At 60.6% G+C, this 12,950-nt stretch carries 12 protein-coding genes; 11 read left to right on the top strand and 1 reads right to left on the bottom strand.

Annotation, left to right across the window (positions count from 1 at the left end; all coding sequences use genetic code 11):
• Window positions 1-19: 19 nt before the first annotated feature.
• On the bottom strand, window positions 20-337 hold the full coding sequence (locus MRS74_RS09045; RefSeq protein ID WP_254579956.1) for a DUF8453 domain-containing protein: 318 nt from the start codon (window positions 335-337) through the stop codon (window positions 20-22).
• A 1,157-nt stretch (window positions 338-1,494) separates the two neighbouring features.
• Between MRS74_RS09045 and cofG the strand changes: the two genes are divergently transcribed.
• From cofG to MRS74_RS08990, 11 genes are all read left to right on the top strand, one after another.
• Window positions 1,495-2,625, top strand: a complete 1,131-nt coding sequence (cofG, locus tag MRS74_RS09040) for a 7,8-didemethyl-8-hydroxy-5-deazariboflavin synthase CofG (RefSeq protein ID WP_254579955.1) — start codon at window positions 1,495-1,497, stop codon at window positions 2,623-2,625.
• Between the two features lie 14 nt (window positions 2,626-2,639).
• The gene (gene cofH / locus MRS74_RS09035) at window positions 2,640-3,881 is read left to right on the top strand and encodes a 5-amino-6-(D-ribitylamino)uracil--L-tyrosine 4-hydroxyphenyl transferase CofH (protein ID WP_254579954.1); all 1,242 of its coding nucleotides are present in this window, start codon (window positions 2,640-2,642) and stop codon (window positions 3,879-3,881) included.
• Window positions 3,878-4,858 carry a 2-phospho-L-lactate transferase gene (gene cofD / locus MRS74_RS09030; protein WP_254579953.1) on the top strand — a complete coding sequence of 327 codons (981 nt, stop codon included), beginning with the start codon at window positions 3,878-3,880 and terminating at the stop codon, window positions 4,856-4,858. Before cofH ends, cofD begins: the two co-directional genes overlap by 4 nt.
• A complete protein-coding gene (cofC, locus tag MRS74_RS09025) occupies window positions 4,855-5,496 on the top strand; it encodes a 2-phospho-L-lactate guanylyltransferase (RefSeq protein ID WP_254579952.1) in 642 nt (213 codons plus the stop codon). Before cofD ends, cofC begins: the two co-directional genes overlap by 4 nt.
• Window positions 5,484-6,377: a coenzyme F420-0:L-glutamate ligase gene (cofE, locus tag MRS74_RS09020; RefSeq protein ID WP_254579951.1), complete on the top strand. Its 894-nt coding sequence runs from the start codon at window positions 5,484-5,486 to the stop codon at window positions 6,375-6,377. Before cofC ends, cofE begins: the two co-directional genes overlap by 13 nt.
• Before the next feature lie 101 nt (window positions 6,378-6,478).
• Window positions 6,479-7,150, top strand: a complete 672-nt coding sequence (gene npdG, locus MRS74_RS09015) for an NADPH-dependent F420 reductase (protein ID WP_254579950.1) — start codon at window positions 6,479-6,481, stop codon at window positions 7,148-7,150.
• A gap of 40 nt (window positions 7,151-7,190) precedes the next feature.
• Window positions 7,191-8,195, top strand: coding sequence for a TIGR03842 family LLM class F420-dependent oxidoreductase (locus MRS74_RS09010; RefSeq protein WP_254579949.1), 1,005 nt, complete (start codon window positions 7,191-7,193; stop codon window positions 8,193-8,195).
• Window positions 8,196-8,336: 141 nt separating this feature from the next.
• On the top strand, window positions 8,337-9,569 hold the full coding sequence (locus MRS74_RS09005; protein WP_254579948.1) for a Zn-dependent hydrolase: 1,233 nt from the start codon (window positions 8,337-8,339) through the stop codon (window positions 9,567-9,569).
• A gap of 427 nt (window positions 9,570-9,996) precedes the next feature.
• Window positions 9,997-11,160, top strand: coding sequence for an NAD(P) transhydrogenase subunit alpha (locus MRS74_RS09000; RefSeq protein WP_254579947.1), 1,164 nt, complete (start codon window positions 9,997-9,999; stop codon window positions 11,158-11,160).
• Window positions 11,160-11,501, top strand: a complete 342-nt coding sequence (locus MRS74_RS08995; protein ID WP_254579946.1) for an NAD(P) transhydrogenase subunit alpha part 2 — start codon at window positions 11,160-11,162, stop codon at window positions 11,499-11,501. Before MRS74_RS09000 ends, MRS74_RS08995 begins: the two co-directional genes overlap by 1 nt.
• The gene (locus tag MRS74_RS08990) at window positions 11,482-12,876 is read left to right on the top strand and encodes an NAD(P)(+) transhydrogenase (Re/Si-specific) subunit beta (protein WP_254579945.1); all 1,395 of its coding nucleotides are present in this window, start codon (window positions 11,482-11,484) and stop codon (window positions 12,874-12,876) included. Before MRS74_RS08995 ends, MRS74_RS08990 begins: the two co-directional genes overlap by 20 nt.
• Window positions 12,877-12,950: the final 74 nt, after the last annotated feature.

Below are 12,950 nucleotides of genomic sequence, written 5' to 3'. Positions count from 1 at the left end.
GATGCAAGTTGCCGCTCATTCACCTGTATAAAAATCGTTCATGCGTTTGCCCTGGGGGGCCTTCAGTCATGTATTCTGGTTGTTTTGCATTCTCAAAGCCGAAGGCACGAGATGGTATAGCTCTGCTGCTAGTAAAATTCACATCTTGTGCTGCGCCTGATCCTGAGTTCTCAATAATGAGGTTGATGAATGAAGGACGCCGCTCGTCATGCAAAGCATATATAACAACTTCAGGCTCCCTCTGAAGCTTTAAAACTAAATAGTTTATTATTGTAGATGACAGCGCGATGACCAGAGCTACGATACTAAGTATTTCTGATGAAGGTGTAATTTCCATGGAAACCTCTAGTGTTTTTAATACTGTTCCTGCGCGTTTACGCTCATGCTATAAGACCCACAACGGTGTCCAAGTAACTGCATTAAATAGATAATGAAGCATCATAGCCATTTTCCTCCGTTGAAAACGAGCATGCGCGTTTGGGTTCAGGGCAGTGATCAGTATCCAGCAGCCGTCATTCCATAGTGCTTTGATACTAGGGAACTCTTTCAGAGTTCGCCAGTGGAAATTGAGCAGCGGGTTGCAGAAAATCGCGTATGTTCTTCCGAGCTTTCCAGCGTATGTCTGTAGCTAGTTGGTTGGGCTGTAGCAGCAATCCGGGATGGCTGGTTTTTGCCAGGTAATCAATCACTGAAATTTCTGATTAGTGCTGAGGAGTTTCAGTTGGCATCCTAAACCCCTATTGAAGCCGGCGAGCACCGGGACAATTTTCCGAACAGCCCGAAGGGGCTCGGCATGGATGCCGAGATCCAGCATAGCCACAGGGACGTGGCGTTGCTGGACCGGAGAATTTTCACGGCGTGCAGTGTTGCCGCAGGCCGGCTTCTTGGGGCGCGTTTCCTTTGCCTACTTTCCTTGTCGCGCCACAAGGAAAGTAGGTCGCCAGAAAGGCGAAACCGGGCTGTCCGGTTAGAGACGAAGCCTGGTACTCGGGTTGTGTACTTGAAACCGCGATCACTCCTACGCCGTCACTTTACCTTGTCGTGTCATCCGAGAAGTGGGTTCCAGCGATGCGCAACTGGCGCTATCCGACGAACGCCATAATCTGTCTTCCAGCTTCCAGCTTCCAGCTTCCAGCTTCCAGCTTCCAGCTTCCAGCTCGCTCTTGCTCTTGCTCCTTGCCTTCCGATATCTGCAAAAAATATTTGACCACTTGGCAAAAATTGATGTAGATTAAATTTACCGTTTGGTAAAAAGTTGTTGTGCAGGCACAGCGACCTTTGACCAGAACAATGTTAGGAGCCTTTCGGGCTTAGCCGGTTGTAGCGAGGGAAAGGCCGTTTTGAGGCAGTTTTTGAACTCTTTTGAGGCGAATAGCGGGGCTATTTAACAAGAAAGAGTGCGAAAAATGACCAAAATCGACTTTTCCGCAGTAGACCAGTGCTAAGTCCGACAGGCTCCAGGCCCCACCAAAAACAATAACGGAGGCTGTGATCATGATGCTGACCCGCACCCAGGCGCTGGCGCTGGAACAGGCGAGCGACGCAGAATTCAAGACCTTAGGTCTGCAGGCAGCCGCCGTGCGTGATACGCACTGGGGCAAGACTCTGACTTACTCGCGCAAGGTCTTCGTACCGCTTACAAACATGTGCCGCGACGACTGCGGCTACTGCACCTTTGTACAGAAACCCGGCTCCCCCAATGCCCGCGTGATGACGCCCGATGAAGTCATGGCCGTGGTGCACGAAGGCGAGCGGCTGGGGTGCAAGGAAGTGCTGTTCAGTCTTGGCGAGAAGCCGGAGTTGCGTTATCCACAGGCTCGGGAAGCGCTGGCGCAGCTGGGGCACAGCAGCATGGTGGATTACCTGGCGCAGATGTGTGAGCGCGTGCTGGCCGAATCCAGCCTGCTGCCCCATGTGAATGCCGGCACCCTGTCGGACGAAGATATCCACAAGCTCAAGCCGGTCAGCGCCAGCATGGGCATGATGTTGGAAAACGTCAGCCGGCGGCTGATTCAGCGCGGTCAGGCCCACTATGCCTGCCCCGACAAGGTGCCGGTTCAGCGTATCCGTACTCTGGAGCGGGCCGGCGAGCAGGGCGTGCCCTTCACCACCGGCATTCTGATCGGTATCGGCGAGAACTGGGCCGAGCGGGTCGACAGCCTTATCACCATCAATAATCTGCACCGCCGCTACGGCCATATTCAGGAAGTCATAGTACAGAACTTCCGCGCCAAGCCCGGTACCGCCATGGCGAACCATCCGGAACCGGATCTGGACGACATGGTGCGCACCCTGGTGCTGACCCGGCTGCTGCTGGACCCGAGCATCAGCGTGCAGGCGCCGCCCAATCTGCAGCAGCGCTTCGGCGCCTATATAGCCGCGGGCATCAATGACTGGGGCGGCATTTCACCGCTCACCCTGGATCACATCAATCCGGAACGCGCCTGGCCGCAGATTGAATCCCTGCGCAGCGCCACCGCCGACTGCGGTTACGGCCTGCAGGAGCGTCTGGCGGTGTACCCGCACTATCAGCAATACCCGCATCGCTTCTTCGCCGCCCCCATCGCCGCCCGCCTGGCCGGTATCGCCCGTGGCGACGGTCTGGCGCTGGCGCAATGTCACTGAACAGGAGAAAAGCCATGAATGCCGCTGTCCCCCACAAGATTGCGCTGGCACCGAGGGTGCCGCAGGAGCTTTTCAACCCGGCTGTGAGCACGGCGGTTCGTGCCATTCTGCAGCGGGCCCTGGATGGTGAGGAGCTGAGCGAAGCCGAAGGCGTGGTGCTTTTTGGCACCGAAGGCGCCGAGCTGGATGCGCTCACCGCCACCGCCGATGCCGTGCGCCAGCAGCGCGTTGGCGATCGCGCTACCTTCGTGATCACCCGCAATATCAATTACACCAATGTCTGCTACATGGGCTGCAAGTTCTGCAACTTTGCCAAGCGCAAGGATGACCCCGAGGCCGAGTTCTTCGATCTGGATGAAATCGTGCGCCGTGCCCAGGAAGCCTGGGACAGGGGCGCCACCGAGGTGTGCATTCAGGGTGGGCTGCACCCGGACCTGCCGGTGCATTTCTATCGCGACATGCTCAAGGCCATCAAGAGTGTGCTGCCGGGCATGCACATACACGCCTTTTCGCCGTTTGAAATCTGGTTTGGCGCCCGCAAGAGCAAGATGTCCTACGCCGATTTCATTCAGGATCTGATGGATCACGGTCTGGGCTCGATGCCGGGCACCGCCGCCGAGATTCTGGATACCGAGATACGCCAGCAACTGACGAAAGACAAACTCACCACCGACCAGTGGGTCGAGATTATCCAGACCGCCCACCGCCTGGGCCTGCCGACCACCGCCACCATCATGTACGGCCATATCGATGGGCCCGAGCACTGGGCGGCGCACCTGGCGCTGCTGCGCACCATTCAGCAGAAAACCGGCGGCTTTACCGAGTTCGTGCCGCTGGGCTTTATCCATTACAAGACGCCGCTTTATCTGGAAGTGGCGGGCGTGCGCCCCGGCCCCACGCGGCACGAGCATATCCGCATGCATGCGGTGGCGCGCCTGATGCTCAATGGCTGGATCGACAATATCCAGGCCTCCTGGGTCAAGCTCGGCACTGACCTTGCGCAGCAGATGCTGGCCGCCGGGGTCAATGATCTGGGTGGCACCCTGATGAACGAAAGCATCTCCCGGGCCGCCGGTGGCGAGCATGGCCAGGAAATGCAGCCCGCGGAGCTGATTGGCATGATGCGCGCCATGGGGCGTGAGCCGGTGCGCCGCAATACGCTTTATCGCCCGCTGGAGGTTTTTGACCGCACAGCGGCGTCTGACGCTGCGTTCGAACCGCTGCCCCAGTCGCTGCTGGCCGGAGGCATTGCATGAGTGCCCAGGCGCCGAAAATCACCCTGCTGGCCGGCGGTGGCGGTGGCGCCAAGCTGGCCATTGGGCTTGCCGCGATACTGCAGCCCGGTCAGCTCTCGATCATCGGCAACGTGGCGGATGATCAGGAATTTCACGGCCTCTGGGTCTCGCCGGATATAGATACCATTACCTACAGCCTGGCCGGGCTGATTGATCGCAGCAAGGGCTGGGGGCTGGCCAATGAAACCAGCCGTACCCTGGAAGGCCTGGCACGACTGGGCGCGGATGACTGGATGTACCTGGGGGATCAGGACTTCGCCACCCATATCTATCGCACCGAGCTGCGTCGCCAGGGTGTGCGTCCGAGCGCCATTGCCCAGACCATCGCCCGTGCGCTCGGGGTAACGGCCAATATACTGCTGCCCAGTGATGACCGCATGCAGACCGAAGTCAAAACCGCCCGTGGCTGGCTGTCGTTCCAGGAATACTTTGTGCGCGAACAGTGCCGCCCCGAGGTGCTGGAGCTGCGAATTCAGGGGCTGGAGGAGGCGCGCCCCACCGAAGAGGCGCTGGCGGCCATCCGTGAGGCGGATCTGCTCATTCTTGCGCCCAGCAATCCACTGGTGAGCATAGGCCCGATTCTGGCGCTGCCGGGTATTCGCAGTGCGGTTGAAGCGGCCAGGTGCCCCCGGGTCGCTGTGTCGCCACTGATCGGTGGCCAGACGGTGAAGGGGCCTGCGAACCGCATGCTCAAGGCGGCGGGGTACAGCTGCAGCAATCTGGGCGTGGCCGACTGTTACCGTGGCCTGATCGATAGCCTGGTGATTGATGTCAGTGACAGCGCTGATGTGGCGGCCCTGCAGGCCCGCGGGCTCAATACGCTGGTGACCCAGACACTGATGAGCAGCGATGCCGACAAGGCGTGCCTGGCCCGGGAACTGCTGGCCGTGGCTGGCTTGGCGCCGCAACTGAATCAGCCTGACAGGGTATTGGCATGAGCCTGAAAACCCTGATCGTAATCCCGGTGAAGGATTTCGCCAGTGCCAAGTCGCGCCTGCGCCCGGTGCTCGGCGATACAGACCGCAGCCAGCTGGCCCGGCGCCTGTGCGAACGCACCCTGAGCTTTTTTGGCACCCACTTTCCGGATTATCCGTTGCTGGTGGTCACGGCTTCTGCCGCCATCGGCGAACTGGCCCGCGGCTATGGTGCTGCGGTGCTGCGCGAGCTGCGCCCGGCGGGGCTGTCGGGGGCGGCGGCACTGGCGGCGCACTGGAGCAAAAAGCAGGGTTTTGATTCCCAGCTGCTGGTACCGGCGGATATAGCACGGCTTGATGCCGACGAGTTTCGCAGCCTGCTGTGCCGGCCAAGACCGGCGCCCTCGGTGCTGATCTGCCCGGCGAGCGATGCCGGTACCAATGCACTGCTGACCACGCCGCCGGATATCCTGCCCTTTTGCTTTGGCCCGCGCTCCAGCGAAGCGCACCAGGCGGCGGCGCTCAAGCGGTCGCTGCCCTGTGAGCTGCTGCACTTTGACCACATGCGTTTCGATCTGGATACCCCGGAAGACCTTCACAGCCTGATGCATCCACACAGCGGCGATCTGCCGCGGGAACTGGTGACCCTATGGAATCTGTAACACAGAACAGCGCAGTACAGAGTATGGCGTTCGGCGGTGCCCCGACCGACCCCGCCATCCTCAACCCCTCCATCCTGAACCGTGCCGCCAGGGCGGCGCGCACCGCGGCGAGTCCCCGCATTGCCATGCAGGTGCTGCCGGGTATTCCGGATATAGCGCCGGGGGATGATCTGGGCGCGCTGCTGCTCGAATCCATAGAGCGGGCGGCCCTCAGTCTGCAGGACGGCGACATCCTGGTGATTGCCCACAAGGTGGTGTCCAAGGCCGAAGGCCGGATCAGGCGCCTGGCCGATGTGGTACCGGGCGAGAAGGCGCGCCAGCTCGGCGAGGAACTGAACAAGGACCCGCGCAAGGTGGAGGTGATTCTGGGGGAATCCAGCCGCGTGGTGCGGGCCATCAAAAGACCCGGCCAGGTCGAGGGCACCCTGATTGCCGAGCACCGGCTGGGCTTTATCTGCGCCAATGCCGCGGTGGATGAATCCAATGTCGGCGCCGAGGAAACCGTGATCCTGCTGCCGGAAGATCCGGATCGCAGCGCACGGGAAATCTGCGCGCTGCTGGAACGTGCCAGCGGTGTGCGCCTGGGCGTGGTGATTACCGATACCTTCGGCCGGCCCTGGCGCATGGGGCTGGTGAATGTGGCGGTGGGCCTTGCCAAGGTGCCAAGCCAGATCGATCTGGTGGGCGAGCGTGATGCCTTCGGCCGCGAGCTTTCGGTCACGGTACCAGCCCTGGCCGATGAGCTGGCGGCGGCCTCGGGCCTCTTGATGAGCAAGGACGGCAAGACCCCGGCGATTCTGTTCCGCGGTATTGACTGGACGCCGGACAACAGCTCGGCGCGGGACCTGGTGCGCCCGCAACAGGAAGACCTGTTTCGATAGACCCCGCTGTGGGCCTGGTGGGCCGCAGCGACTGCTGCTTGAAACGAAAAAAGCTCAACCGATAGCAACTTGAACCAAAAAGAACAAGAGGAAGGGTTTCGATGAAAATATCCATTCTGGGTGGTACCGGTCCCCAGGGCCGGGGTCTGGCACTGCGCTTTGCCCGTGCCGGTATCGAGGTGGCGATTGGCTCGCGTGACGCGGCCCGTGCGGCGGATGCGGCGGCAGAACTTGGCGCCCTGCTGAGCCCTGCCGCGGCCAGGATCAGCGGCCATGATATCCGCACAGCGGTGGCGCAGGCCGATGAGCTGGTGATTCTGGCGGTGCCTTACAGTGCCCATGACGCCACGCTTGAGTCCATCAGGGATTTGCTGGTGGCCAAGGTGCTGATCGACATTGCCGTGCCCCTGGCCCAGGGAGACCCCAAGCGCGTGGACATGCCGGCGGCGGGTTCTGCCACTGAAGCGGCCCAGGCGCTGCTGGGGGACAGCATCCCGGTGGTGGGCGCGCTGCATAACGTTTCGGCCACGGTACTGAATGATCTGGACCACAGCATCAACTGCGATGTGCTGGTGTGTGGCAATGATCTGGCAGCCAAGGAAAAGGTCATCGAGCTGATTCGCAAGCTGGATGTCGCTGCCTACAACTGCGGCCCGGCCGAAAGCGCCCGCTGCATCGAGGCCATCACGCCCATTCTGATCCGCCTGAATATTTCCAAGAAAGTGCCCTTTAGCCACGCCGGTATTCGCATCTGCCCACCCGACGCGCATTAATTTTTTTCTGCAATAAAAACAAAGACTCAGGAGAGTGACTATGGAATTTGGTATCTGCTTTAAAGGTTTTGTCAGCCACGACCGTGCCCGTAAACTGGTGAAACAGGCCGAGGACGCCGGCTTTGACTACTGCTGGTTCTACGACTCCCATATCCTGTGGCGCGAATGCTACCCGGCCATCGCCATGTGCATGGAACATACCTCGCGCATCAAGTTCGCCCCCTGCGTGACCAACCCCAATGCCCGTGACTGGTCGCTGGCAGCCAGCCTCTTTGGCAGCCTGGCCAAGCAGAGCGGTGGCCGCTTTGAAGTGGGTCTGGGGCGCGGCGACAGCTCGGTACGTGTCATGGGCAAGAAGCCCGCCACCCTGGCCCGTGTGGCCGAGTTCACCACCAAGGTGAAAGCCATGGTGCGTGGTGAGGAAGTGATGTACGGCGAATGCCCGGAACCGGTGCAGTTCCCCTGGGCTGAGGGCTACGAACTGCCCGTACACATAGGTGCATACGGCCCGATGGCGCTGAAAACCGCAGGGGAGGTGGGTGATGGCGTGATTCTGCAGATCGGTGAGCCTGCCCTGGTCAAGTGGCTGGCGGATCAGGCCATCGCTGCCGGCGTGGAAGCCGGCCGTGACATGTCCAACTTCAAGGTCATTGCCGCAGCACCGGCCTATTTCGGCGACAGGGCCAGCTGTGTTGAGTCCACCAAGTGGTTCCCGGCCATGGTGGGTAACCATGTGGCCGATATCGTCGAGAAGTACGGTACCGACAGTGGCCTGGTGCCCAAGAGCCTGACCGATTATATCGAGAAGCGCAAAGGCTACGACTATTCCAAGCATGGCCAGAGCGATAACCCCTACCTGGATTTCATCACGCCGGAAATCGTTGAAAGTTTCTGCGTGCTGGGTGAGGCCGAACAGCATATCGCCAAACTGAACCATTTGAAGGAAGCAGGCACGACCCAGTTCAATATCTACCTGGATAACGGTGACGAGGAAAATATTATCGCCCAGTACGGCGAGCATATTATCCCGCATTTCAAGGGTTAAAAACTGGCTTTTAAAAGGTCGCTATTAACCAGTCGGGTTAATAATAGCGGGGCAGTGCGCTGCCCCTTTTTTACTGCATTCGCTGAGCCTTGCGGGTGCGGATAGTTTGGAATTGAAAAGTCTGAGTGAGAGAGTCTAATCATGCAGAAGATTACCGTTAATCAGCAGCGCCTGTGGGACAGCCTGATGCAGATGGGCGAGATCGGCGGCACCGAAAAAGGCGGCGTCTGCCGCCTGGCGCTGACAGATCTGGACAAGCAGGGGCGTGATCTTTTTGTAAGCTGGTGCAAGGACGCCGGCTGCAGCATTCGCATCGACAAAATGGGCAATATCTTCGCCCGTCGCGCAGGCCAGGACGATTCCCTGCCGCCGGTGGTCATGGGCAGCCATCTGGATACCCAGCCCACGGGTGGCAAGTTCGACGGTATCTACGGCGTGCTGTCGGGGCTGGAGGTGATTCGCAGCCTGAATGACCAGGGTATTGAAACCCGCGCGCCCATCGAGGCCTCGGTCTGGACCAACGAGGAAGGCTCGCGCTTTCCGCCGGCCATGGTGGCATCGGGTGTCTTTGCCGGCGTCTTCGATCTGGAGTATGGCCTCAGCCGGGCGGACCTGGATGGCAAGACCATGGGCCAGGAGCTGGAGCGCATTGGCTATGCCGGCCCCGACGAAGTGGGTGGCCGCCCCTTCAAGGCCTTCTTCGAGGCTCATATCGAACAGGGCCCGATTCTGGAGGATGAAGACAAGCAGATCGGCGTGGTGACCGATGCCCAGGGGCAGCGCTGGTACGAAATCACCCTTACCGGGCAGGAGTCCCACGCCGGCCCAACCCCCATGACACGGCGCCGCGATGCCCTGGTGGGGGCTGCTCGCCTGATCGATACGGTGAACCGTATTGGCATGGATCACCAGCCCAACGCCTGTGCCACCGTCGGTCTGGTGCAGGTGTTCCCGAACTCGCGTAACGTGATTCCGGGCCAGGTGTTCTTTACGGTGGACTTCCGTCACCCGGATGCCAAGGTACTGGCCAGAATGGACCAGGAGCTGCGCGAAATTGCGGATCGGGTGTCGGGCGAACTGGGGCTCGAAATGAAGTTCGAGCAGATCTGGTATTCGCCACCGGTGCCCTTTGATACCGCCTGTGTAAACTCGGTACGCCAGGCGGCCGAAGCCTTCGGCTACAGTCACCGCGATATCGTCAGTGGCGCCGGCCACGATGCCTGCTATATCTCCCGTGTGGCGCCGACATCGATGGTCTTCGTGCCCTGCGAAAACGGCATCAGCCACAACGAGGCGGAAAACGCCAAGGCAGAAGATCTGGCGGCGGGATGCAATGTGCTGCTGCAGGCGGTACTGGAACGCGCCAACGACTGAACCGGGTCCTTGAATAACCCGGCATGAAAGTGCCGGGTTGTTCTTTTAAAGTGAAATTTGAAAATCTTTCTTTTGAAGATAAAGTCGCTATTTAAATCAAGCTCTAAAACTAAAGCGTTAAAATAACCAGCCTCAGAAAAGTTTTTATTATCGCGCAGGTCTGATATGGCTGCTCGATATTAACGCTACTCGATTCTGGTTCAAAGGTGTTGGAATGTTGGATGGGTAAAGCGCAGCCTACGCATCAGCCATGAATGTTGGGTACATCGCTGCGCGATTTACCCAGCCTAGGGTCTGCAGTTTATTGTTTCTTAATGCTGAAGCTTAATATCCCGGGTTTGACCGTCGGTGAGTTTAAAATCGCCATTAAATAAAATGGCGTCCGCTGTTTAATTGTTGATTTATTCAATCGTACAGGAGAAAAATAATGAAATTATCTGTACTCAGGGATCTGTACCCCGGCGAGCGGCGCGTTGCGCTGACGCCGGCCAATGTTGCGGCGCTCTGTGCCCGCGGCTGTGAGATTCGGGTCGAGTCTGGCGCAGGCCTGCTGGCAGGCTTTGCCGATGGGCTCTATGTTGATGCCGGCGCCGCCATAGCGGCGTCACGGGGCGAGGCCATCACCGGCAGCGAGCTGCTGCTGTGCGTCAATGCCAGTCGCAACGAGGATCTCGAGGGGCTCAGTGCCGGCCAGCTGTGCATTGCGCTGATGGATCCGCTGAGCGATACGGCGCGTTTCGAAGGCCTGGCCGAGCGCGGGCTGTCGTTGCTGGCGCTGGAGCTGGTGCCGCGCATCAGCCGTGCCCAGAGCATGGATGTGCTGTCGTCCATCGCCACCATCGCCGGTTACAAGGCGGTGCTGATGGCGGCCGAGGCAGCGCCGCGTATCTTCCCGATGATGATGACCGCCGCCGGCACCCTGAATCCGGCCCGCGTCTTTATTATGGGGGCCGGTGTTGCCGGGTTGCAGGCGGCGGCCACCGCCAAGCGCCTGGGCGCCGTGGTGGAAGCCTACGATGTGCGCCCGGCGGCACGGGAGCAGATCATCTCTGTGGGGGCGAGGCCCATCGAGCTGGATCTGCCCACCGAGGCGGCCGAAGGCCAGGGCGGTTATGCCGCCGAACAGGGGGCGGATTTCCTGGCGCGCCAGCGCGAGCAGATGACCGCCGTACTGGCGCAGCAGGATATCGTCATTACCACGGCCGCCATTCCCGGCAGCCGCGCACCTGTGCTGATCAGCGCCGAGATGGTGGTGGCGATGAAGCCAGGGGCCGTGATCGTGGATCTGGCGGCGGAGCGCGGTGGCAACTGCGAGCTGACACGGGCAGGTGAAACACGGCAGGAGCATGGCGTGACCATCATGGGGCCGCTGAACCTGGCGGCCAGCGTGCCCCTGCATGCCAGCCAGATGCACGGCCGCAATATCGAAAATCTGCTGCTGCACCTGCTGGATGACGAGGCCCGGCTGCAGCTGGATTTTGACGATGAAATCGTCGCCGACACCCTGGTGACTCACCAGGGCGAGATCTGTGCCGGGCGCATTCGTGAGCGCCTGGGCCTGGGTGTACGGGCGCTGGAGGAGGTGGCCTGATGGAAATCCTGATACTGCAAATTTCACTCTTCGTGCTGGCGGTGTTTCTGGGCGTCGAGCTCATCACCAAGGTGCCGGCGACCCTGCACACGCCCTTGATGTCCGGCAGCAATGCCATTTCCGGCATCACCCTGGTGGGCGCGTTGCTGGCAGCGGGCGCAGGCGATGGTGCCGGCCTCTGGGTGCCGGTGCTCGGGATGATCGCCGTGACCCTGGCGACAATCAATGTCGTGGGGGGATTCCTGGTGACGAACCGCATGTTGCGCATGTTCAGGCCCCGCAAAGTCTCTACCCCAACTGCCGCCAAGGGAGGTGTGAGTCATGAATCTGTTCCTGGTTGATGGTTTCTACCTGCTGGCGGCGATGCTGTTCGTCGGGGGTATCAAGGGACTGACCCGGCCGCGCACCGCGGTGCGCGGTAACCAGATGGCCGCCATCGGCATGCTGGTGGCGGTGGTGGTCACCCTGCTGGACAAGTCGATCCTGTCCTATGAGTGGATACTGGGCGGCGTGGTGCTGGGCTCGCTGATCGGTACTGTGCTGGCGACCCGTATCCAGATGACGGCGATGCCGCAGATGGTGGCGCTGCTCAACGGCTTTGGTGGCGGAGCCTCCCTCTGTGTGGCGGCGGCGAGCTTTCTGGGCCTGGCGGAAACAGAAGGCCTGCAGGGGCTGGTGGCGCTGGTGGCCATCTGCGTGACGCTGCTGATCGGCGCCGTGACCCTGACCGGCAGTGCCGTGGCCTTTGCCAAGCTGCAGGAACTGCTGCCGGGCCGGCCGCTGGGCTTTCGGGGTATCCGTGGCTTTAATCTGCTGCTCTTTGTGGCGGTGCTGGCACTGGCGGGCTCACTCATCAGCGGCAGCGGCGACAGCGGCATCCTGATACTGCTCAGCGTGCTGGCGCTGGTGCTGGGGGTAACCCTGGTCATGCCCATTGGCGGTGCCGACATGCCGGTGGTGATAGCGCTGCTTAACTCCTATTCGGGGCTGGCGGCAGCGGCAGCGGGCTTTATCATGGGCAACAGCGTGCTGGTGGTGTCCGGCGCCCTGGTGGGGGCGTCGGGCATTATCCTGACCCGTATCATGTGCGTGGCCATGAACCGGTCGCTGGCCGGTGTGCTGTTCGGCTCCATGGGGGAGGCCGGCGGGCCTGTGATGGATGCGGATGAAGTCTATGCCGGCAAGGTGAAGTCGTCCTCGCCCGAGGAAGTGGGCATGCTGTTAGAGAGCGCCCGCCGGGTGGTGATAGTGCCAGGCTTTGGTCTGGCCATGGCCCAGGCCCAGCACGCGGTGCGGGATCTGGCCGACTCGCTGGAACGTCGTGGCATAGAGGTGATCTACGGCCTGCATCCGGTGGCGGGGCGCATGCCGGGACACATGAATGTACTGCTGGCCGAAGCCGAGGTGGCCTACGACAAGATGCAGCCCATGGAAGAGGTCAATGCGCTGTTCGAGCAGACGGATGTGGCCATAGTGATAGGTGCCAATGACGTCACCAATCCCATGGCACGGGAGGACAAGGGCAGCCCGATTTACGGCATGCCGATCCTCAACGTTGACAAGGCGCGCACCGTGGTGGTGGTCAAGCGCAGCCTGAGCCCGGGCTTCGCAGGCCTGCCCAATCCTTTATTTGCCCGGGACAACTGTCTGATGCTGTTTGGGGATGGCAAGAAAGCCATCATGGAACTGACGGCGGCGGTGAACGAGTCGATCTGAAGTCGGTGCTGTTAACGCAGGGGGGGCTGGCCGCAGGGGCAGCCCCCCTTTTTTCGTCCATGTGCGCCAGCGGT

It is taken from the genome of Marinobacterium sedimentorum (assembly GCF_024267675.1).
Taxonomy (GTDB): domain Bacteria; phylum Pseudomonadota; class Gammaproteobacteria; order Pseudomonadales; family Balneatricaceae; genus Marinobacterium_A; species Marinobacterium_A sedimentorum.
This window is presented reverse-complemented; position numbering and strand designations above follow the sequence as displayed.

Coding starts and splice junctions, on each gene's coding strand:
- MRS74_RS09000 (WP_254579947.1), top strand. CDS start 9,997: ATGAAATTATCTGTACTCAGGGATCTGTACCCCGGCGAGCGGCGCGTT.
- MRS74_RS09045 (WP_254579956.1), bottom strand. CDS start 337: ATGGAAATTACACCTTCATCAGAAATACTTAGTATCGTAGCTCTGGTC.
- cofE (WP_254579951.1), top strand. CDS start 5,484: ATGGAATCTGTAACACAGAACAGCGCAGTACAGAGTATGGCGTTCGGC.
- MRS74_RS08995 (WP_254579946.1), top strand. CDS start 11,160: ATGGAAATCCTGATACTGCAAATTTCACTCTTCGTGCTGGCGGTGTTT.
- cofC (WP_254579952.1), top strand. CDS start 4,855: ATGAGCCTGAAAACCCTGATCGTAATCCCGGTGAAGGATTTCGCCAGT.
- npdG (WP_254579950.1), top strand. CDS start 6,479: ATGAAAATATCCATTCTGGGTGGTACCGGTCCCCAGGGCCGGGGTCTG.
- MRS74_RS09005 (WP_254579948.1), top strand. CDS start 8,337: ATGCAGAAGATTACCGTTAATCAGCAGCGCCTGTGGGACAGCCTGATG.
- MRS74_RS09010 (WP_254579949.1), top strand. CDS start 7,191: ATGGAATTTGGTATCTGCTTTAAAGGTTTTGTCAGCCACGACCGTGCC.
- MRS74_RS08990 (WP_254579945.1), top strand. CDS start 11,482: ATGAATCTGTTCCTGGTTGATGGTTTCTACCTGCTGGCGGCGATGCTG.
- cofH (WP_254579954.1), top strand. CDS start 2,640: ATGAATGCCGCTGTCCCCCACAAGATTGCGCTGGCACCGAGGGTGCCG.
- cofG (WP_254579955.1), top strand. CDS start 1,495: ATGATGCTGACCCGCACCCAGGCGCTGGCGCTGGAACAGGCGAGCGAC.
- cofD (WP_254579953.1), top strand. CDS start 3,878: ATGAGTGCCCAGGCGCCGAAAATCACCCTGCTGGCCGGCGGTGGCGGT.